Below are 22586 nucleotides of genomic sequence, written 5' to 3'. Positions count from 1 at the left end.
ATGTAATTTTTAATTTAATCAATAAAAAAGAAAAGCATTCCGAAATACCGAAATGCTTTTATTATCTATTCTTTTAATTTAATATTTTTATTCTGTGGCGGAAGCGGAACGTAGCCATCGTCATTAATGACTTTTGGAAACTCGTGGTTTGTCCATCTAGTTTTGGCGTCTTCTATGATTTCTCTGGAAGTTCCAACGAAATTCCAATAGATATATCTGGGTTCCGGAAACGGTTCTCCGCCAAAAATATAAACTGTAGAATCCGGTTTTAAGGTAAAATGGCAAAGTTTGGAATCTTTCGCAATCAGGATGTGTTTCGGGTTATAAAGATTGCCTTCGCTTTCAATATTACCCTCCAAAATGTATAGGGAAGATTCTCCGAAAAGATAATCGCCGAGAACAATTTCGCGGTCTTCCTGAAGTGTATTTTTGACTTCCAAAAAATACAATGGCGAATAAACAGGAACGGGAGATTTACGTCCAAGGATTTCGCCAGCTATCAGTTTATAATTTACCCCATTGTCTATCCAATGTGGGATATCTTCTTTGTTGATGTGGAAAAACTCGGGTTCCATTGTTTCCAATTCTTTTGGAAGTGCAACCCAAATCTGCAATCCGTGAAGATGTTTGTCGGTGGTTCTTAGGTATTCTGGCGTTCTTTCAGAATGGGCGACACCTTTTCCGGCGGTCATCCAATTGACAGCACCTTCTTTGATTTCGATTTCTGTTCCGATGGAATCTCTGTGCATAATGCTCCCTTCGAACAAGAATGTCAGAGTGGAAAGCCCAATATGCGGATGCGGCGGAACATCCATATTTTCGTAATCTTTGAGCGCAGCCGGTCCCATATGATCAATAAAAACAAATGGTCCAACACTTCTCTTCTGAGAAAATGGCAACAATCTGCCAACCAAAAAGTTACCAATATCCGCAGCACGCTCTTCGATTATCATCTCGATATTTGACATAATTTCATTTTTAATTTGATTTAAAATTAAGGATTTCTATCTAATATTTACACTTTTGATTTACCGTTGAATCGCTCGCAGCCCGACTTGAGCGGAAATCCTTTTTTGCTTATACAAATGTTCTATTTTATGTGGAATCTTCGTGCAAAAAAGATTGGGAGCGGAAGGCGGAAATAGCTGCCCAAATCATCATTATCATTAAGTGTTATTTTGGCAGAGAAAAGGCTGATTTTTACATTGGTATAGTTTCTGACTAAATGATTACCTTTGACAACTATAATTTTAAAACGTATTAATGGAATTAGCATTAAAGATATTTCAGTTTATCCTGAGCATTTCTATCCTTGTAACTTTACACGAAATCGGGCACTTTCTGCCGGCGAAATGGTTTAAAACCAAAGTAGACAAATTCTTTTTATTCTTTGACCCTTATTTTTCCATCTTCGCAATGAAGAAAATCAATGGAAAATGGCAATATAAATTCTTTTCTAAAAATCAGCCTACGGATGAAGAGGTTGAAATCAACGGCAAAAAAATAACACAGCCGATCGACGTTTCCAAACTACCGGACAGCGATTGGAGAAAACACGAAGGTGTGAAATACGGAATTGGCTGGATCCCGATGGGCGGTTATGTGAAAATCGCCGGAATGGTGGACGAAAGTATGGATACGGCTCAGCTTTCAAAACCGGCTGAGCCTTGGGAGTTCCGCGCAAAACCGGCTTGGCAGAGACTCATTATTATGTTGGGGGGTGTAACGGTTAATTTCTTTTTAGCCTGGTTAATCTACTCTTGCTTGTCTTACTTCACCGGAGAAACTTATCACGATAATGCGAAATTCGAGAATGGAATCGCAGTTTCTGATGCCGGTAAAAAAATGGGCTTGGAAACAGGAGATAAAATCCTGAAAATAGACGGAAAATCTGCAGAAAGAATGGAAACCTCAACCATTAATATGCTTTTTGCTGATAATGTTACTGTTCTAAGAGATGGAAAAGAAGTGACTTTCCCAATCAATGAAGATGGTGTAGCTGAAGTTTTGCACGCTAACGAAGCGAAGCTTTATTTTATGAACCGTTTCCCGGCTGTGGTTGATAGTTTAACCCCAAATATGCCAGCAATAAAAGCAGGGTTGAAAAAAGGAGACAAAATTGTTGGTGTAAACGGACAGAAAACGGAATTATACGATCAAGTTACAGATGCTTTAAAGGCAAATAAAGGCGGAGAAATCAGTTTGGATATTATCAGAAATGATCAGCCCATTACAATCAAAGCCAAGGCAACTCCGGAAGGAAAATTAGGATTTGGTCCCAACTTTCAATTGGCTCAAAGTTATCTGAACAAAAGCGAGACAACGAAGAATTATTCTTTCCTGGAAGCCATCCCAAGAGGTTTTAAAAGAACTATTGATGTTTTAACAATGCAGGTGAAGCAGTTTAAAATCATCTTTAATACCAAAACACAAGGTTATAAAAAGGTTGGAGGTCCTATTGCTATCGTAAACAATATGCACGTTGAAAAAAGCAAGGATGGAAGCCTTTCAATCGATTGGGAGTTTTTCTGGGGCTTTACAGCAATGTTCTCTGTTTGGTTGGCATTCCTTAACTTGATTCCAATTCCAGGATTAGATGGTGGCCACGTCTTGTTTACATTGTGGGAAATCATCACCGGAAAGCCGGTTCCACAGAAAATCTTGGAAAATGCGCAAATGATTGGTGTCATTTTCTTATTAGGACTCATGGTGTTAATATTTGGAAATGATATAGTTAAAGTCATCGCTCAATTTCTGAGTCAAAAAAATTAAAAAAAGTTCTTGAAAAATTTGGTGGATAATGTAAAATGCTATTATATTTGCACCACTTAAAACAAAGGACATTCCTCCTTAGCTCAGTTGGTTAGAGCATCTGACTGTTAATCAGAGGGTCGCTGGTTCGAGCCCAGCAGGAGGAGCAAAACCATCACAGAAATGTGGTGGTTTTTTTGTTTTTTGTACTTCTTGTTTTCTTTAAAATCTATTTATTTCTCACTTTAGATTTCGGTTTCTTATCCAAACAAAAAGGACGCAGAATAAAATAAACACTACGATTAAAAGCCCGGAATTAATGAATACCTGATTCAATCCGAATTTTGATACATCCACAAACGGATAAGGATAAAAACCTGAATAATATCCACGAATGAGTATGTAAAACAAATACACCAAAGGAAATATCAACCATTTCGGAATTTGATGATAATTAAGCTTATTATCCTCATACAAATACCAATAAAGAATCGCTAATCCTGGAATGACGGAATGTAATAATTCATCAACAATCATTTGAAGTCCTGTCGGGCTCCAAGTGTGTCTCAAAAGAATCTGATAGACCAAGCCAACAATGGTGATGTAAACAGTAATAGGTGTTAAAATCCTGATTGTCTCCTTTTCGAACGTCTGAACAGAAAATGAAATCGCTAAAATCATATTAGTCAAAATCGTGAAGTAACTGAAAAACCGAATGACAGATTCAAGCCTGGAAATGGTTCTTGATTCCATCATCAGATAAAACTGCAGGACAACCGCTATCCATCCTAAAATCGCAAGAAATAATGCCAGTTTCTGTTTCATAATTCGATTAATTTATAATGACATCACAACTATAAAGATTAAAACCGCTAATCCAACCAAAATAGTCATAATCAAATGACTGAAAATTGACCGCATAATAATATTTATCGGTTTCATTGGTTTGAAAAACTGGAGATTTGTCCAAAAGTGCAATCCCAAATCAATCAAATAAACAATCAGCATAACAGTTCCAATATTGAGAGAATGCTTGACCAGGAAAATAAACGGTAAAAAGACAATCTGAACAATCAGCCTTTGACCGGCTTTGTAAGTATTCAGAACAAGGTATTCCACAAAATTGTAACCTTTGTTATGAAAGCAAATCCAGGTTCCCATCGTGTACAAAGGAATAGTCACCAAAGTTACCCAACTGAAATGTGACAAAAACCATTCATCAAGGTTCAAAGATTTCCCATAACCAATGTCAGATTTTAATGACTCTTCCGAAGCTGAAAACAGATTAATACCAAACCAATGGCAAAGCAAAATATAAAACCCTGTCAATATCAGAACAAAAGAAAATGGTTTGATATGACTCACTCTTTTTCCTTCCAGATATTCGCGGATTGTATGTCCTGGTCGCAGAAACAATTGCTTGGAAGTATATAACAGTCCTGCATCAATATGAAAAAGGCTGTGCGTCAACTGATGCCTGAGATAATGATAATTAATTAGCTTTGTCTCAGCTGTTTGACCACAATTGTTACAAAATTTTCCTTCAAAACGATGACCACAGTTCTTACAAATTTTCATAATCGATTAGTTTACTTCTTATTTTTCTGTTCAATCCACCGACTCATATATTTTGTCGAATTCAATTGATGATGTTGTAGGATTTTTCCGAGATAATTTTCTGTCCGATGATTTTCCAGATGATTCTCAATTTTAGAAATTTTTTCCCAAAACTGATTAACATATAACTTCTTATCAAAAACTTCATTCAAAATCTCAAAAGCATTTTCATTAGCCTGCTTCCAAACTGATTCATTTTGATATAATTCAATTGCTTTTTCTACAAATTTTTCATCAGAATCATCAATAAAACCATTCCAAGGCAAATCTTTGTGCATTGCCTCTGCACCAATAGAACTTGTAACATTCGGCAAACCAAATTTCATACTTTCCCAAAGTTTACCTTTCAAACCTGCCCCAAACGGAATCGGAGCCAACAAAACTTTGTATTCATTAAAAAGTGATTCAACATCGTCTACTCTTCCTTTTACCAAAAAACCTTCTTTATCATTATGCAGTTGATAAACTTTCTCAGAAGCATAGGCACCATAAATATGAAGTTCAGCTTCCGGAAGTTGTTTCCGGATTGATTTCCAAATGGATTTCAGTTTCAGAACCGTTTGCCAATTGGGTTCGTGTAAGAAATTTCCGATACTTACAAAATGTTGTCTTTCTTGAAAAGCAGTCTTATTTTTCTCAATCTTTTCAGTCAAAAACGGAATGTAAAACAGAATATCAGGATTGATTTTAAATTTCTCCTTCAACAACTGAAACTCAAATTCCGAAATAATCAATGACAAATCACAACGCAAAATCGATGCGATTTCTCTCTTGAAAACATCATTAACAAGATCTTCATTACTAACTTCCCTTTTCTCAACAAAAGCTTTCCGTCTCGCTTCTCTAAGGAAATGCAAATCTTCTGTATCAATGATTTTCAAAGCATTGGGACAATTCTCAGAAACCCGCCAGCCAAATTGTTCTTCGGTTACATAACGGTCAAAAAGCACAATATCAGGATTGAGTTTTTTTATTTTTTCATCAAAACTTTCGTTATTGATTTCGATTTTTTGGATCTCGATTTTTTCTGAGAATTCGATGTTGTTGGAAGCCGTCATAAACGTGATTTTATAATTTGCTTCCGAGAACAATCGGATAAGCTGCATCATTCTGTGACCTGCTGCAGTAGAAGCCGGCTCCGGAATAACAAGACCAATAATGACAAGATGTTTCACAATCACAAAAATAGAGATTCTTTATTGATTATTTTGGCAGCTGTATCCGTCTTCCGCTCCCAATCTTTTCACTCCACTTCGTTGCGTAAAAAGGATTTCCGCTCAAGCCGGGCTGCAAGTTTCAACATAAAATATAGTAGATTATAGCCACAAAGACTGTCATTCCGTAGGAATCCAGACTATTGAGATTCCTACGGAATGACAAATATTGATTTATAATTTAAGGCAAAAATCAGTTTCAATATCATCCCAATTCAAAAAAATAAATGCTAATTTTGATGTATGCGAATAGAAAACGAAATCAAGTTAGGGTTCAAAGATGTGATGTTTCGTCCGAAGCGTTCCACACTCAAATCCCGTTCAGAAGTTACTATAGAAAGAGAATTCACTTTTCTACATACTCAGAAAAAATGGAGCGGCGTTCCATTGATAGCGGCCAATATGGACACCGTCGGGACATTCGAAATGGCGGAAGCGCTTTACAAGGACAAAATCATTACTGCTGTTCACAAACATTATTCTGTACAGCAATGGTCTGATTTCCTGAAAGATAAAAGCGTTGACTTCTACCAATACATTGCCCTGAGCACCGGAACCGGAAAAGCGGACGAGGAGAAGATCAAAACAATTTTGGACGCCAATCCGAAAATTCAGTTTTTGTGTATTGATGTTGCCAATGGTTATTCCGAGCATTTTGTGGAATTTGTGAAAAAAGCACGTCAGAATTTCCCGGATAAAATCATTATGGCAGGCAACGTTGTAACCGGCGAAATGGTAGAAGAACTGATTCTTGCTGGTGCTGATATCATCAAAGTAGGGATTGGTCCAGGTTCGGTTTGCACGACTCGTGTAAAAACCGGCGTTGGCTATCCACAACTTTCCGCAATCATCGAATGTGCGGATGCAGCACACGGTTTGGGCGGCCAAATCATCGGCGACGGTGGTTGTAAAGTTCCCGGAGATGTGGCGAAGGCTTTTGGTGGCGGTGCAGATTTCGTAATGCTGGGCGGGATGTTTGCCGGACACGACGAAAGTGGCGGTGAAATCGTAGAAGAAAATGGAAAAAAATTCAGGCTTTTTTACGGAATGAGTTCTCAAACAGCTATGGATAAACATTCCGGAGGTGTTGCAGAATATCGTGCTTCAGAAGGTAAAACCGTGAAAGTTCCTTATAAAGGTCCGGTTGCGGAAACTGTAAAAGATATCTTAGGCGGCGTTCGTTCAACGTGTACTTATGTTGGGGCTGCGAAGTTGAAAGAACTTTCTAAGCGAACCACCTTTATACGCGTACAAGAGCAAGAGAATCAGATTTTTAACGGATAAATTTTGAAAAATATTTTTCACATAGCTAATGGCGATTTTCTTGCTGAAGATTTGAGGAAAACTTCAATCAAAGGCGAAATTATCGTTTGTCGGGAAGCCTTGGTTTATGGCGATTTGAAAGCTGATTCTTTGGAAGCGTTTTGGAAAATCAGAGCCAAATCAATTTCCGAAGATTACAAAGTTTCCAAGGAAAGTTATTATCAAAAATCGGTTTCTGAGTTTGAAAAGATTCTGAATATTCCTGAAGGTTCTGAAGTTAATCTTTGGTTTGAAGATGATCTGTTTTGCCAGGTTAATTTGTGGTTTTGTATTTCATTGCTTTCAAAAATTAATGATTTAAAAATCTATCGCGTTTTCCCGACAACAAATGCAGAAAGTCATTGGAAGGGTTTTTCAAATTCAGATAATCCTTTGGAAGAATCCTTGAAATTCAAAGTTTTATTTAATGAAAATGATATCAAATTAGCTCTAAATCTTTTGAATGCTTATCAGAATAATGACATCCGTTCATTACAACAATTATCCAAAAATCAATCTGGTTGCTTTCATCATTTGAGTGAAATTATTGATGCTTATATCAATATTAAACCGGAAGTCTTCATTAGAAAACAAATTGAAAACGGCTTAAGAGATTTTGATTCGGTTTTTAAAAAGTTTCAGGAAGAATTAGGGATTTTTGGTTTTGGAGATTTGCAGGTCAAGAAGTTTTATGAGAAAGTTTTAAATGAAAAATAAAGAAAACCAGCCAAATTCGGCTGGTTTTTTTAAAGATTATCTAATTCTTTTTTTAATGCGATCGACGCTTTTTTGACTTCCAGCGCCCAATCATCAGCAGCATTTCCGTCTGCGCCGTCAGAAATATATTTCAAACAAAGAAAATCGATTCCTTCCTGCTCTGCAACTTTCGCCAATGCAAAAGCTTCCATATCGATGACATTATATTCCGGATTGATATGTTCCATTTCGAATTGGTCGCCGGAACCACAGATACCGTTTGGGAGATTTTTAATGTTCAGTCCGTATTCTAAAACAATCGATTCATCTGAAAACGGTGTTTCAAACTTTTGAAAACCCAAAGCTCTGACATCCATATCTCTCTGAATAAAACGACTGCAATTAACAACGCTTCCTCGGTCAAAAGTTGTACTTCCGGCAGTTCCGAGATTAATAATCAAATCCGGATTAATTTCGTGAATGGCTTTTGTAAGGTTATAAGTCGCCTTGACTTTTCCTATGCCTACAAAGACTTTATTGTAATCTTCAAACTCTTTTCCAGCTTCAGATTCCAAAGCGAAGACCAGTAAAATATTGTTATACTTCTTTTCGTTGATGGTCATTATTAAATAATTTAAAACAAAACCCTATCCTCTTTCCGTAACTCCTCCAAATATTTACTCTTATTATCACGGTAAAAAAGATTCATCGTCTCAAAAGGAATCAATTTTAAATCTTTATTGACGATATGAACGCAGGATTTTTTCACGGCACGAACATCAAAATCATGAGCATCCATAAAATTCATAATAATAATTCTGAACAAATTATCATAATCCAAATTCGGAGCAGAAACTTCCGGCAGACAACACAATAGTTGATTGACTTTTGGCTGAACTTTATCTACGGAAATTCCCGTGCTAAAGATATCTAAAAGCTGCATCTGCAATCCGGTGTCCTGTTCGTAAACAATCGTATTTCTGGTTTCATTATTCAGTAGATCGGCAGGATTAATATATCGCGTCAAAGGAATCGTTTCTCCTTCAAGTTTTAAAATATAGCCCATCGCCAAAGCATCGGGATTACATGGCACCGGAATAATATCATCCGAATTCAGCAGCGGAAACTGGTTCAGAATTTCCTGCCGAACTTCCGTCAATGTTATTTTTTCGTGGGCAGAATCTTCGCGGTTTCTTCCTGCAATTTCGACAGGCTGAAAAGTAATTCCACGGACACATTTCTGTTTTAAAGCAAAATCGATAATCTTCCCGATTTCGTCAATATTTTTATCTTTTTGGAGAACAATGACGAGTGTTGTCGAAAGATTTAAAGCATTTAATTTCTCCAAAGCTTTCATTCTGACATCCGTAAGATCTTTTCCCCGAAAATCTTCCAGAACTTCAGGTTTAAAAGAATCAAACTGAAGATAAATCTCAAATTCAGGAGCGTAAGTTGCTAATTTTTCTGCAAAACCCGGATCGTTTGCAATTCTCACACCATTAGTGTTCAGCATTAAATGTTTGATCGGTTTTGACTTGGCAATATCCATTATTTTGAAAAACTCAGGATGAATTGTCGGCTCTCCTCCACTAATTTGAACAACATCGGGTTCACCCTCATTTTTCACGATAATATCAAACATTGCTTCAATTTCTTCCAGACTTCTGTGGCTTCCGTAATGCGGTGAAGACATGGCGTAACAGGTTGGGCAAGTTAAATTACAACGATCTGTAACTTCCACAATAGAAAGGCAGCTATGTTGCTCATGATCAACACATAAACCACAATCGTAAGGACAGCCATATTCCACGTCTGTTCCAAAATGATGCGGCATTTCCGAAGCTTTATTATAATTTCTGATGTTTTTGTAATAATGAACATCGGATGCAATTTTAGTTTTAAAAAATCCATGATCAGGACATCTTTTCGTCATAAAAACGGCCTCATCTTCAATAATGATCTTTGCTCCGACTCTTTTGAGACATTCCGGGCAAAGACTGATCGTATAATCGTAATAGGTATAATTTCTTACCGGCATAATTTTTTTTTTACATTCCTCCACAAATAATTCCGCTTATTAGCCCACAAATTACCAGGCATATCAGCATGGTCTGCCAAAACTGTGATTTGGAAAACTTACGTCCGTCTTTGGATTCATAAATTAACTTTACAAATACTGTTATAAACAGGGAAATCATAAAAGCAACTATCAGTATAATACCAATAATCATTGCTACTAAACCACCGAGGTTGCCAACTTCCAAAATAGTTAACATTATCATATAGCTTAATGTTTTTGTGGTATATCAAATTTTGTCATATGTAAAGTCTCATTTGCAAAGCAATCCTAATGCTAATGTACAAAGCAAAATAAAAAGGATTATACCTAATGAAAAGATGATAAACAGCTTAAAAAAAATAGATTGTGTAGAGGTCTTTTCCTTTTTTTTAGATACATTAAACAAACTTAAAAAACTGATTACCAAAATAATGACCAAAAGTGCTATTCCAAAGAATGTAATCGTTGTAGTCCCATTATCCATGATTTGCTATAGTGCTTTTCATAATTCTAATTGATTTTTTAATTTCATAAATGTAATAAAAAATCATTAACAAACTAAGAATCTGGATTGTTCCTAGGTTCAAAAATAAATTGTCATGAGGCTTTATAAAATCTAAGAAAAACCTAAATAAAAAGTAATTCAGCATAAAAAACTGGAACAAAAACCCGGAAACCAATCTCTTGGTATTCTTCAGTTTGAAAATTACAAATCCTAACAATAATAAAAAGATAATCTCATATAATGCCACAGGATGCCGCAAATATCGGTCTCCGAGATGCATCCCAAAAATAGAATTTGTAGGAAGTCCATAGGTTTCTTCATAGATTCCCGTAAAAAAACAACCTATTCTGCCAATAATCATAGCCAGCAACAAAGGGAAAACTATAAGGTCTCCTGTGCTCTGCTTATGGCCAACAATCTTTTTTGCCAATTCTACACCAATCAATCCAAATGCTAAACCACCTGTAATGGTATTGCTGGTCCAAAACCTTACGAATGAAAACTCTTGCCCGAAAAGTATGTTTGGCTTTTCTAAGTTCCCTATTATTTTTGAACCAATCAGTGCACCAGCTGTCGCACCGATTAATATAGCTAATGATTGGCTTAGCGGCATTTTCTCCGGTGATTTTCTTTTCAGATAAAAGTAATAACGCATTGCCAGAAAAATCCCAACAGTTTCAAACACAGGATGTGCTAAAACTGTTTTTCCAAAAATCTGAAATGTCACAGGAAAATCGATTGTCATAATTTCTATAAAAAAAGCTTTTTGCATAGTGAACAAAAAGCTTTATAAATAATTGGTATTCTTTTAATTAAGTTAACATTCCGCCGTCAACATTCAGAACCTGACCTGTAACGTAAGAAGATAATTCACTTGCGAAGAAAACACACGCATTGGCAACATCTGCAGGCTGTCCTCCTCTTTTCATTGGGATTCCGTCTCTCCATCCCTGAACCGTTTTTTCGTCCAAAGCAGCCGTCATTTCAGTTTCTATGAAACCTGGTGCGATGGCGTTGCAACGGATATTTCTTGAACCTAATTCCAAGGCGATCGACTTCGTAAAACCAATGGCTCCGGCTTTTGAAGCGGCATAATTGGCTTGTCCAGCATTTCCTTTCACGCCTACAACCGAGGTCATATTGATGATTGAACCGGATTTTGCTTTCATCATCGGCTTGATAACGGCTTTTGTCAAGTTGAAAACTGAGTCCAAATTAACTTTGATAATCGTGTCCCAATCTTCTTTTGACATTCTCAACATCAAGTTATCTCTAGTGATTCCTGCGTTATTTACCAAAATATCGATAGTTCCGAACTCTGCCAAAACATCCTCAACCAATTTTTGAGCAGCGTCATAATCCGAAGCGTCTGATTGATAGCCCTTGATTTGTGTTATTTTGCTTAATTCTGATTCTAATTCTTTAGCTTTTTCAACAGAACCAGCATAAGTGAATGCGATCTTTGCACCTTCTTTGGCAAAAACTTCTGCAATTCCTCTTCCGATTCCACGCGTTGCACCAGTGATGATTGCAACTTTACCTTGTAGTAATCCCATATATTTTTATAATGTTTTCTAAATTTGTTATGGCAAAAATAATACTTTAAGAATTATTTATGATCAGAACAATTTCACCTTTCAAAGTTTTGCTTTTCGAGAATTCAATTAACTCATTGATTGTTCCACGTTTAGTTTCTTCGAACTTTTTGGAAATTTCCCTGCTCAGGCTCACTTTTGTTTCCTCTCCGAAGAATTCTTTGATTTGTTCAAGTGTTGTATTGATTTTATGCGGACTTTCGTAAAGAACAATTGTTTTCTTTTCTTCAGCTAATTGTTTCAATTTGGTTTGCCTTCCCTTTTTCTGAGGAAGAAATCCGGCAAAAAGAAATTCGTTATTTGGTAAACCTGAAACAACTAAAGCCGGAATCAAGGCCGTTGCACCTGGCAAACAAATCATTTCCAGATTTTTGTCTGCACAGGCTTTCGCTAAAAGATAACCCGGATCAGAAATTCCCGGTGTTCCCGCATCTGTAATAATAGCAATATTCTGCCCGTTTTCCAAATCCTGAACAACTCTGTCAGTCGCCTGATGTTCGTTATGTAAATGATAGGATTTCAGAGGTTTGGATATCTCGTAATGCTTAAGAAGGACGCCGGAAGTTCGAGTATCCTCACACAAAATATAATCGACTTCTTTCAGAATCTTCACAGCCCGGAAAGTCATATCTTCCAGATTTCCAACAGGTGTCGGAACAAAATAAAGAATGCCGCTCATCTACAAAAACCTGTTTTCTACCAAAGTCCAAAGTCTTTGCGCATAATTATCAACTTTCTTCCAGTCTCTTTCGTAATAAATATCACTTAAATACTCCTGAGCTTTATCCAAAGAATTAAAAGAATTCAGAACAGAAACGACCTGATTCAGGTCACTTTGGCTTCCACCAAAAAGATATTGAGAAAATGCAATTCTGTCATTCAGATCAAGCTTGAATTCCGGTTTTGGTTTTGGCGCTTCCATATAATCTGTCGGCACATTATTTTTCAGAAGACTTCCGGAATTTTGAACAGGAGCTTGTTTCTCAACCTCTTCCAAATGGTCATCATCAAACAAAGATTTTGCAATTTTCAAACCTTTGATGTGAGCCAATTTGAATTTTTTATCATGATGTTCTTCCTGAGTCTGTGATTCGTAGACTTCCTGAGATTTTTCTTTAGGTTGTGTATTTTCCTTCGAAAATTCTACAATTTTTCGTCTGTTTTCCTCCAGTTCCTTTAGTTTCGCTTCTTTCTCAGCCAATCTTGCTTCATAATCATCCTGAGAATTTTCCGCATTTGATTCATCTTTTGTCATTGCAAAAGAAAACTGGCTGTCCTGCATCGGTTCAAGTTTTTCAGCCGGTTCTTCTAACAGTTTTTCTTCCTCAGCTTCGATTTCCTCGACGGCTTCAACTATTTCTTCGTGATAATTTTGAGCTTCAATCTCATTAACAATTTCGGGTTCTGAAATTGATTCAATTAATTCTTCATTTGAGATCTCTCCCTCTTGTTCAATAATTTCTTCCGGTTGATGAATCTTCTCAATGTTATCTTCAGAAATAATTTCTTCCACCGAATCTTCCTGAGAATCAATCTCGGCAAAAGAATGAACTTCTTCCACTTCCGAAACATTCGCGAAAATATCTTGCGTTTCTGTCTCTTCTACAATAATTTCTGCAACCTTATTTTCATCTTCAAATTCTTCAACCAATAACAAATCAGAATTAGTGTTTAAATTCTGATTTTCAATCGTTTGCAATAGTTTGAATTCGGTTGGCAAAATATCAAAATTCTGAGAAACCTTAAGAAAAGAAAATTTTTGATAAAGCTGATTGATTTCATTTTCTTTCGCCAAAATCTCTTCATAACTATCAGATTTTGATAATTCTGACAAAAGATTCTTCATCTCTCCGAAAATTTTCTCGTATGATTCCCTCCAATTTTGCATAATATATCTTATTAATTTTTACTTAAATTTGATGAATATAAATTTAAGAACAATTTTGTTCCCAAAAGGTTTTTGTTGTAATTATTTTAATCTATGAATGCGGTAAATTTTAATCGCAAAAGTGCTATTTTTTTACAAGCAAACATTTTTTAAGTCGCAAAATTAATTGACAAATGTCTTTCTGCGTCTTAAAATTTTGATTAGAGAAACTGATTTTGTGCCTTTTGTGTTGAAACAAAAATTTTAAAACAATTTTTTGCTAAATTAATAATGTTTTTAGAAAATACAATTAATCATTCCAAACAAAGCGGCTGGATGGAAGTGATCTGCGGTTCTATGTTCTCTGGAAAGACGGAAGAGCTCATCAGAAGGCTTCGTCGTGCGGAGATGGCCGGCCAAAATGTGGAGATTTTCAAACCAAAAATCGACACACGTTATTCTGAGGAAGATGTCGTTTCCCACAACCAGACCAAAATCCGAAGTACGGCTGTGGAAAGTCCTTCCGAGATTCTTTTGTTGGGTTCTAATTGTGATGTAGTAGCGATAGATGAAGCACAGTTTTTTGATGAAAGCATTGTTGACGTAGCCAATCAATTAGCAAATAATGGAATCCGGGTTGTGATTGCCGGTCTGGATATGGATTTTCTCGGTCGTCCGTTTGGGCCAATGCCGAATCTAATGGCAACAGCCGAGTATGTGACCAAAGTTCACGCGATTTGCCGAAGAACAGGAAATCTTGCCAACTATTCTATGCGGACTTCTGCAGGAAAAGAGTTGGTGGAACTTGGAGAAACCGAAGCTTACGATGCTGTGAGCAGAAGAATTTTTGTGGATGAAGTTTTGAATAAAAATAATGAAATTAATTAGTTTAGTTTTTGATATTCAATGAATTATACAATAAAAGAAATTGCAGAAATTACCGATTCTGAAGTGATTGGAAATCAAGATATCAAAATCAAAAATATTGCTTTTGACAGCAGGACTATTTATTCTACAAAACATACTGCGTTTTTAGCGATCAATACCAAAAAGAATTCCGGGCAAAAATATATAGAGAATGTTATAGAAAAAGGAATTGATACGATTATCACTGAACATCAAATTGACAATTCTTCTATCAATCAAATCATTACAAAAAATTCGGTTGAATTTTTACAGACTCTTGCCAAATACCATTTCGAACATTCTGACATCAATTCGATTGGAATAACCGGAAGTAACGGAAAAACAATTCTGAAAGAATGGCTGTATCAATGTCTTTCTAATGAATATGTTACAGTTAAAAGCCCAAAGAGTTTTAATTCTCAAATTGGTTTACCTCTGTCACTATTGCAAATCGATAGAAAACACGAACTAGGAATTTTCGAAGTTGGGATTTCCAAGCCTGACGAAATGGAAAAACAGGAAAATGTTTTCCACCCGAAGATTGGATTATTAACACATATTGGAACTGCTCACTCAGCTAATTTCAGTTCCGAGGAAGAATTAATTCAAGAAAAATTAAAACTGTTCAAACATTCAGAAATTATATTTTATAATTCTGATAACGAATTGACAGACAAATTAATCAATCAATTATATTCAAGTAAAAAATTAATATCTTACGGATTAAAGAATAATAATGACATCACAATAGTTTCTGATGTTAATGACCGAATTCAGGATATTAAAATCAAATATTTCGAAGAAGAATTCTCACTTCCAATCAATCAAAGAGATGAGGCAACATTAACCAATGTATTGGCTTTGATAGGAATTTTGAAAGAATTGAAGCTATCAAATCTTCAGATTAAAGAAAAAATCGATGCGCTCAAAGCGATTGAAATGCGTCTGGAAAGTATTGAAGGCATTAGAAATAATCTGATTATCAATGATTCTTATAATTTGGATTTAGATTCTTTGAAAATTGCGTTTCAGTTTATCGGTGAATATAACAAACCAAAAAAATCTCTGATTCTTACAGATATTCTTGATACAAATGAGAATTCTCAAGAGTTATATTCCGAAGTTTCTGAGCTGGTGAATGAACAAAATTTTGATAAAGTTTTTTTGATTGGAGAGGAAATAAGCTCATTTTATAAAATATTTAGTTCCGAAACTTTTACTTTTAATAATACCAACCAATTTATTGATAGTAAAGTTATTAACGATATAGAAAATCAGGTTATTCTTCTGAAAGGTGCAAGAAAATTCGAGATTGAAAAAATTAAGGAAATTCTTGAGCTCAGAAAACACGATACAGTTTTGGAAATCAATCTGAATGCGATTCTTCATAACATTAATTTTCATAAATCATTATTAAAACCCGAAACCAAAATGATGGCAATGGTAAAAGCCAATGCTTATGGATTAGGAAGTTATGAGATTTCCGAATTTCTGCAGCACCATCATATTGATTATCTTGGTGTTGCATTTGCAGATGAAGGTGTTGAACTGAGAAAAAAAGGAATCACAACTCCGATTATTGTTATGAATCCTGAACAACACAGTTACGACAGCGTTATCGAATATAATCTGGAACCGGAAATCTACAGTCTGCGAGTTTTAGAATTATTCAATGAGCAATTGATAAAATCAGGAAATCAGCTGAAATATCCGATTCATATCAAATTAGAAACAGGAATGCATCGTCTTGGTTTTAAGGATTTTGAATTAGATGAATTAACTGAAAAATTAAACGCTATGAATGTCAAAGTTCAAAGTATTTTCAGTCATCTCTCATCTTCTGATATGCCTGAAGAAAAAGAATTTACATTGAATCAATTAAAAACCTTTGAAAAAAATTCGAGTCATTTGATTGATAAATTGGGTTATGAGCCAATCCGACATATCCTTAATTCTTCTGGAATTACCAATTACACTGACTATCAATATAATATGGTAAGAATCGGAATCGGAATGATCGGAGAAACTTCAAACCCGGAAATTAAAAAGCAGCTTCAGCATTCAGTCAGTTTTAAAACCGTTATTTCTCAAATTTCTGATATAAAAACTGGAGAATCTGTTGGTTATAGCAGAAGATTCAAAGCGGAAGAAGATACAAAGATTGCCACCATACCTGTTGGTTATGCGGACGGAATTCCGAGATTGATTGGAAACAAGGTCGGGAATATTGGTATCAACAATCAACTTTGCCCAATTGTCGGAAGCATCTGTATGGATATGATGATGATTGATGTAGATAATGTAAATGCAAAAGAAGGCGATTCCGTAACAATTTTTAATTCTAATCCGTCATTAGAAGAATTTGCAAAATATTGTGGCACCATTACTTATGAAGTATTAACTTCAATTTCTCCCAGAGTCAAAAGAATCTATATAAAAAATTAACAATGATCAAGAAGCTCTTCTATCTGATTCCATTTTTAGCTTATCTGATGTGTTATTCTCAGATAAAGGAAAATCTTGTCATTCCGAAAAATCCTAAAATTGGATTGTCTCTTTCCGGAGGTGGCGCAAAAGGATTTACACACGTTGGTGTTTTGAAAGTTTTGGATTCTCTTGGTGTTAAAATCGATTATATCTCCGGAACCAGTATGGGTGCAATTGTCGGTGGACTTTATGCGGCTGGTTATACAGGTAAAGACATCGAAAAAATCGTAATGGATACCGATTTCTACTCATTAATAACCGACCCAAAAACCCGACAGGAAACCAGTTTTTTCAACAAAAGTGTTGATAAATATCTGTTTACCGTTCCCTTGAAAAATGGAAAGATTACATTTCCCTCTTCTATTAGTACCGGTCAGAGAAATGTTTACCTGCTGAAAGAACTTCTGAGAAACGTTTCAAATATTGATGATTTCTCCAAACTTCCGATTCCTTTTATGTGCATCGGAACCAATATAGAAAGCGGTCAGATGAAGATTTTTGAGAATGGCGATTTGGTTTCGTCTATTATGGCGAGTTCCGCATTTCCTTCGCTTTTAGATCCTGTGAAAGTTGGTGATAGTATTTATGTTGATGGTGCGATGACGGTCAATTTTCCTTCAAAACCTTTGAAAGATAAAGGAATTGATATTGTTATTGGTGTTGACCTCAATCAGCCTTTGGCAAAACGTGAGAATCTGAATAGCATTATTTCCATTCTTAATCAAATCATTGATATCAACATCAAAAAGGAAACACTTAACCAGTATAAGTACACAGATATCAATATCAAACCGGACCTTACCGGAATGACTGCTACAAGTTATGATGATAAACGGAAAATCTTGGACAGTGGTTATGTTGAAGCACAAAAATATGTTGATATTCTTAACAAATTACCAAAACGGAATTTTGACAGAATAAGATCGTCAATCAATCCAATTTATTCCAGCGTTTACAAAATAGACAGTCTTGTTGTAGAAAATGGAAGGATCTATAAATCCAACTACATTCGTGGAAAAATGGGGCTTAAACTGCCTTCTATGCAGACTTATGGAAGTGTGAATAAGATGATTGATAAATTGTACGCAACCAACAATTATAAGTTCATTAATTACGATATTGTTCAGGAAAACAACAGCAGTTATCTCAAATTATATGTCACTGAGGATGAATCCCGTCATTTTTTGAAATTTGGGCTCCATTACGACGAAGTTTTCAAGACCGGATTGTTGCTCAATTATTCAGCAAAGCGTTTGTTATTTAGAAACTCCAATTTGTCTTTAGATGTAGTAATTGGAGATAATCCGAGATATTATTTCAACTACTTTATAGATAACGGATATATTCCTGGTTTTGGTTTATATTCATCAGGAATGACATTTAACCTCAAAAATTTTGACAATAATACAACCGAAACTTGGGACTGGTTCAGAAATGAGGTTTTTATTCAGTCCGTTTGGAAAGATAAATTTGCAATCGGCGGAGGTTTGAGTCATGATTATTTCGAAAGTGAGAGTAATGGTACGAATAAAATCATCGAAAAGTATCTTAATCCTTATGTTTTCTTAAAAAGTGATACACAGAACGACCGCGATTTTCCGACAAAAGGATTTTATCTTAACGCTGAAGGGAAGATCATTGATCTTTTCAATTCGGATTTAGAGAAAAAGCCAATCAATATAAAAGCAGATATCAAGATGAACTTCTATATCTCGAAAATGTTTACTTACCGTTTGAATCTGTATGGCGGAATCACGATTGGCGATAATTTACCTTCTTTTTATCAATATAGAGTCGGTGGAATCTTTGAGCAGCCTATTGTCAATTATAAACAATTTGCTGGTTATCCGTTTGCATCTTTGACAGATAATAATATATTCATTGCTTCCAATGATCTACAATTGAGATTCAATAAAAACTATTTCCTGATAGGGAATTTCAGTTTTGCAAATATGTTCAGCTCTATCAAATTTGAAGATGCTGTCAAGCTCAATTACAGTTCTATCGGACTCACCGCTGGTTACAAATCTCCTTTTGGCCAGATAAAAGTTAACTTCAGCAAATCTCTTAACAAACATAAAGGCGTTTTCAGTGTCATCTTAGGACATTGGTTTTAAAAATATGATAAACTATTTTTTTGAAGAAATTGATAATGTAGAAATCCATTCAAAAACTTCTGAATGGCTGGAAAATTTGATTCTTACGGAAAACAAAAAGCTAGGCGAAATCAATTATATCTTTTGCGATGACGAGTATCTTCTCAAGGTCAATCAGGATTATCTCGACCACGATTATTATACAGACATCATCACATTTGACTATGTGAAGGGAAAAACCATTTCGGGAGATATTTTCGTATCTTTGCCGCGCATTTTGGACAACGCTTCTACTCTATCCCAAAACTTTGAAGCAGAATTCAATCGCGTTTTGGCTCACGGGATTCTTCATCTTTGCGGATACAAGGATAAAACCGAGGAAGAACAAACCCAAATGCGAGCAAAAGAAGATTTTTATATCAATCAGTTTAAAAATTTTTAGGAGCTATTTCCCGCTTTCCGCTCATACCCCTCACGCCAATGCTTTTCCCAAAGCTAGTTGCGGGGTAATCGCTACAAAGCGAAGAATGAACTTCGACGATTCAATAAAAAATAATTAAAAAACATTGAGTCAATCGGGGCTAGTTTCAATATTATGGTCAATGTTCCACGTGAAACATTACCTTTAAAATATAGAATATGATAAACGAAATATATGACGTAATTGTAGTTGGAGCAGGTCACGCAGGTTGCGAGGCTGCTGCTGCTGCTGCCAATCTTGGTTCAAAAACGCTCCTTGTCACAATGAATATGCAAACCATTGGACAAATGAGCTGTAATCCTGCAATGGGTGGAATTGCAAAGGGACAAATTGTAAGAGAAATCGATGCAATGGGAGGCTATTCCGGTATTGTAGCGGATAAATCTGCCATTCAGTTTAAGATGCTGAATCTTTCCAAAGGTCCTGCAATGTGGTCTCCAAGAACACAGAATGACAGAATGTTGTTTGCAGAAGAATGGCGATTAGCTTTAGAAAACACACCTAATCTAGATTTTTTCCAGGATATGGTAAAGCAGTTGATTATTGAAAATAATAAGGTTACTGGCGTTGTAACATCTCTTGGAATAGAAATCAAAGCCAAATCTGTTGTTCTAACGAATGGAACTTTCCTTAATGGATTGATTCACGTTGGAGATAAACAATTAGGCGGTGGAAGAATGGGAGAACCTAGAGCTTTTGGAATTACAGAACAATTGGTTTCTTTAGGTTTTGAAGCCGGAAGAATGAAAACAGGAACACCACCACGTGTGGATGGAAGAAGCCTCGATTATTCCAAAATGGAAGAACAGAAAGGCGATGAAAATCCTCAGAAATTCAGTTATTTAGATACGCCTAAGTTAACCAAACAATTAAGCTGTCATATTGTATATACTAACGAAACTGTACATGATATTTTACGAGAAGGATTTGACAGAAGTCCAATGTTTAACGGAACAATTCAGAGTTTAGGACCAAGATATTGCCCAAGTATTGAAGATAAAATCAATCGTTTTGCAGAGCGGAACAGACATCAATTATTCGTTGAACCAGAAGGCTGGAAAACTGTAGAAATCTATGTGAATGGATTCAGTTCTTCTCTTCCGGAAGATGTTCAAATCAAAGCTATGAAACATATTCCAGGCTTTGAAAATGTAAAGGTTTTCCGTCCTGGTTATGCGATAGAATACGACTACTTCCCTCCTACCCAACTAAACCATACATTAGAAACAAAACTGGTTGAAAACCTTTATTTCGCTGGTCAAATCAATGGCACAACTGGTTATGAAGAAGCTGCCGGACAAGGTTTAATTGCCGGAATCAATGCGCATAATAAAGTTCACGATAAAGGAGAATTCATTCTTAATCGTGATGAAGCTTATATCGGTGTATTAATTGATGATTTGATTACAAAAGGAACAGAAGAACCTTATAGAATGTTCACTTCCAGAGCTGAATATAGATTACTTCTTAGACAAGATAATGCGGATATCAGATTAACTGAAAAGGCATATAATCTTGGTTTAGCAAAAGAAGATAGACTAAGAAAAGTGGAAGAAAAAATTACTAAAAGTGATGAATTAGAGACTTTCCTTAGAGAAACTTCTCTCAAACCAGGAATCATCAATCCAATTCTAGAAACAATAGAATCCTCTCCTGTTGACCAAGCTTACAGAGCAGCTCAAATCCTGACTCGCCCAAATATGACTTTGGAAAGATTAGAAGCTGTTGAAGCTATAAAAGAAATCACTTCTACATATGCAGATGAAGTAAGAGAACAAGCTGAAATCAATATTAAATATAAAGGTTACATAGAAAAAGAAAAAGAAAATGTTGCTAAATTGAATAGATTGGAAACCATCAGAATACCTGAAGATTTTGATTATTCAAAAATCACTTCTCTTTCTGCTGAAGCTAAACAAAAAATGGGTAAAGTAAAACCTAAAACTATTGCACAAGCTGGAAGAATTAGTGGAGTTTCTCCTGCAGATATTAATGTACTTTTGATATATCTGGGAAGATAAAATTATAAATGTTCCACGTGAAACATTTCAAAGAACAATGTTATTTTTCATTGTTCTTTTTGTTTAAAAACTTTGAATTAATTTATGAAAATTAAAGACCATTTTCTTACACAAGAAGAATTTGAAATTGTAGAAACTGATACAAAAGGTGTTTTCAAAACCTCCCCTATTCCTTCTAATATTTCAAAATATTATGAGAGCGAAGATTATATTTCGCATCATCAGGATTCGGGAAGTTTGAAAGAAAAGCTTTATAAATTTTTACAGTCTTTTAATCTTCAATACAAAAAAAAGATTCTCGTAGATAGAATTAAAAAAGATTCTAAAGTTTTGGATTATGGTTGCGGCGCTGGAGAATTTGTAAAGTATATTGAAAATGATTTCCAAACTTTTGGATTTGAACCCAATTCAGATGCAAGGAATGCTGCAATCAATAAAACTCGAAAAGCAAAAATTATTGATGATATTTCTTCAGTAGAAAATAAATCTTTAGATGCAATTACATTATGGCACGTTTTCGAACATATAGAAAATCAGGCTGAAATGTTGGAATTATTTAATCAAAAATTAAAAGAAAAAGGTTTGCTAATTATCGCTGTTCCTAATCCAACTTCGTACGATGCGAATCACTATAAAGAATTCTGGGCAGCGTATGATGTTCCAAGACATATCTATCATTTTTCAAAAAATGGAATGGAAAATCTGATTTCAAAAAATCCGGATTGGAAATTAAGAAAAATCAAGCCTCTCCTACTCGATTCATTTTATATCTCGATGTTAAGTGAAAAATATAAGAAATCACCACTTTTTTGGTTAAAAGCTGTCTTTCACGGATCAATTTCCAACGTAAAAGCACTTTTTTCGAACGAATTTTCGAGTTTGATATATATTATCGAAAAAAAATAGAAAATCGATTTTTGATATATTTCTGAAGGTCAATTTTCACCTGTTTTGTTGAAAAATTGTTAATAATTTCAAAAAATAGAAAA

The 22586-nt window shown here is 35.3% G+C and carries 19 protein-coding genes and 1 tRNA gene; 10 read left to right on the top strand and 10 right to left on the bottom strand.

The genetic code is table 11. The features are described from left to right. Positions 1-65: 65 nt before the first annotated feature. Complete coding sequence (locus tag QOL71_RS04895) at positions 66-968, bottom strand: pirin family protein (protein WP_283415848.1); 903 nt, start codon at positions 966-968, stop codon at positions 66-68. 295 nt (positions 969-1263) lie between these two features. Between QOL71_RS04895 and rseP the strand changes: the two genes are divergently transcribed. Continuing rightward, positions 1264-2772, top strand: coding sequence for an RIP metalloprotease RseP (rseP, locus tag QOL71_RS04890; protein WP_283415847.1), 1509 nt, complete (start codon positions 1264-1266; stop codon positions 2770-2772). 72 nt (positions 2773-2844) lie between these two features. After that, positions 2845-2918, top strand: a tRNA-Asn gene (locus QOL71_RS04885). Positions 2919-2991: 73 nt separating this feature from the next. On the opposite strand, the gene QOL71_RS04880 is transcribed toward QOL71_RS04885, so the two are convergent. From QOL71_RS04880 to QOL71_RS04870, 3 genes are read right to left on the bottom strand one after another with little or no spacing between them, the layout of a single operon-like run. Then, complete coding sequence (locus QOL71_RS04880) at positions 2992-3576, bottom strand: Pr6Pr family membrane protein (protein ID WP_283415846.1); 585 nt, start codon at positions 3574-3576, stop codon at positions 2992-2994. 12 nt (positions 3577-3588) lie between these two features. Further along, positions 3589-4329: a DUF3667 domain-containing protein gene (locus QOL71_RS04875; RefSeq protein WP_283415845.1), complete on the bottom strand. Its 741-nt coding sequence runs from the start codon at positions 4327-4329 to the stop codon at positions 3589-3591. An 11-nt stretch (positions 4330-4340) separates the two neighbouring features. After that, on the bottom strand, positions 4341-5543 hold the full coding sequence (locus QOL71_RS04870; RefSeq protein ID WP_283415844.1) for a glycosyltransferase: 1203 nt from the start codon (positions 5541-5543) through the stop codon (positions 4341-4343). Positions 5544-5825: 282 nt separating this feature from the next. Between QOL71_RS04870 and QOL71_RS04865 the strand changes: the two genes are divergently transcribed. Both QOL71_RS04865 and QOL71_RS04860 read left to right on the top strand, forming a co-directional pair. Continuing rightward, on the top strand, positions 5826-6866 hold the full coding sequence (locus QOL71_RS04865) for a GMP reductase (protein WP_283415843.1): 1041 nt from the start codon (positions 5826-5828) through the stop codon (positions 6864-6866). Between the two features lie 3 nt (positions 6867-6869). Beyond that, positions 6870-7601: a DUF1835 domain-containing protein gene (locus tag QOL71_RS04860; RefSeq protein WP_283415842.1), complete on the top strand. Its 732-nt coding sequence runs from the start codon at positions 6870-6872 to the stop codon at positions 7599-7601. A gap of 29 nt (positions 7602-7630) precedes the next feature. Here the strand turns inward: QOL71_RS04860 and QOL71_RS04855 are convergent, their stop codons facing one another. The 6 genes from QOL71_RS04855 to QOL71_RS04830 all read right to left on the bottom strand — a co-directional run bounded on the left by QOL71_RS04855 (position 7631) and on the right by QOL71_RS04830 (position 13627). Further along, a complete protein-coding gene (locus QOL71_RS04855; protein ID WP_283415841.1) occupies positions 7631-8203 on the bottom strand; it encodes a 5'-methylthioadenosine/S-adenosylhomocysteine nucleosidase family protein in 573 nt (190 codons plus the stop codon). An 11-nt stretch (positions 8204-8214) separates the two neighbouring features. Further along, positions 8215-9618, bottom strand: a complete 1404-nt coding sequence (locus tag QOL71_RS04850) for a radical SAM protein (RefSeq protein ID WP_283415840.1) — start codon at positions 9616-9618, stop codon at positions 8215-8217. Positions 9619-10115: 497 nt separating this feature from the next. Next, the gene (locus tag QOL71_RS04845) at positions 10116-10916 is read right to left on the bottom strand and encodes a prolipoprotein diacylglyceryl transferase (protein WP_283415839.1); all 801 of its coding nucleotides are present in this window, start codon (positions 10914-10916) and stop codon (positions 10116-10118) included. 40 nt (positions 10917-10956) lie between these two features. Next, positions 10957-11700 (bottom strand): 3-oxoacyl-[acyl-carrier-protein] reductase, encoded by a 744-nt coding sequence (gene fabG, locus QOL71_RS04840; RefSeq protein WP_283415838.1) that lies wholly within the window; start codon positions 11698-11700, stop codon positions 10957-10959. A 46-nt stretch (positions 11701-11746) separates the two neighbouring features. After that, positions 11747-12418: a 16S rRNA (cytidine(1402)-2'-O)-methyltransferase gene (gene rsmI, locus QOL71_RS04835; RefSeq protein ID WP_283415837.1), complete on the bottom strand. Its 672-nt coding sequence runs from the start codon at positions 12416-12418 to the stop codon at positions 11747-11749. After that, complete coding sequence (locus QOL71_RS04830; protein WP_283415836.1) at positions 12419-13627, bottom strand: hypothetical protein; 1209 nt, start codon at positions 13625-13627, stop codon at positions 12419-12421. Between the two features lie 270 nt (positions 13628-13897). On the opposite strand from QOL71_RS04830, the gene QOL71_RS04825 reads away from it, so the two are divergent. The 6 genes from QOL71_RS04825 to QOL71_RS04800 all read left to right on the top strand — a co-directional run bounded on the left by QOL71_RS04825 (position 13898) and on the right by QOL71_RS04800 (position 22503). Then, positions 13898-14494, top strand: a complete 597-nt coding sequence (locus QOL71_RS04825; protein ID WP_283415835.1) for a thymidine kinase — start codon at positions 13898-13900, stop codon at positions 14492-14494. 18 nt (positions 14495-14512) lie between these two features. Next, positions 14513-16957, top strand: coding sequence for a bifunctional UDP-N-acetylmuramoyl-tripeptide:D-alanyl-D-alanine ligase/alanine racemase (locus QOL71_RS04820; protein ID WP_283415834.1), 2445 nt, complete (start codon positions 14513-14515; stop codon positions 16955-16957). Between the two features lie 2 nt (positions 16958-16959). Beyond that, complete coding sequence (locus QOL71_RS04815; RefSeq protein WP_283415833.1) at positions 16960-19116, top strand: patatin-like phospholipase family protein; 2157 nt, start codon at positions 16960-16962, stop codon at positions 19114-19116. A gap of 4 nt (positions 19117-19120) precedes the next feature. Then, on the top strand, positions 19121-19537 hold the full coding sequence (gene ybeY, locus QOL71_RS04810) for an rRNA maturation RNase YbeY (protein ID WP_283415832.1): 417 nt from the start codon (positions 19121-19123) through the stop codon (positions 19535-19537). Between the two features lie 197 nt (positions 19538-19734). Further along, positions 19735-21597, top strand: a complete 1863-nt coding sequence (mnmG, locus tag QOL71_RS04805) for a tRNA uridine-5-carboxymethylaminomethyl(34) synthesis enzyme MnmG (protein WP_283415831.1) — start codon at positions 19735-19737, stop codon at positions 21595-21597. An 84-nt stretch (positions 21598-21681) separates the two neighbouring features. Further along, the gene (locus QOL71_RS04800; RefSeq protein ID WP_283415830.1) at positions 21682-22503 is read left to right on the top strand and encodes a class I SAM-dependent methyltransferase; all 822 of its coding nucleotides are present in this window, start codon (positions 21682-21684) and stop codon (positions 22501-22503) included. Positions 22504-22586: the final 83 nt, after the last annotated feature.

Source organism: Epilithonimonas pallida, from assembly GCF_900182975.1.
In the GTDB taxonomy this organism is placed as follows: Bacteria; Bacteroidota; Bacteroidia; order Flavobacteriales; family Weeksellaceae; genus Epilithonimonas; species Epilithonimonas pallida.
This window is presented reverse-complemented; position numbering and strand designations above follow the sequence as displayed.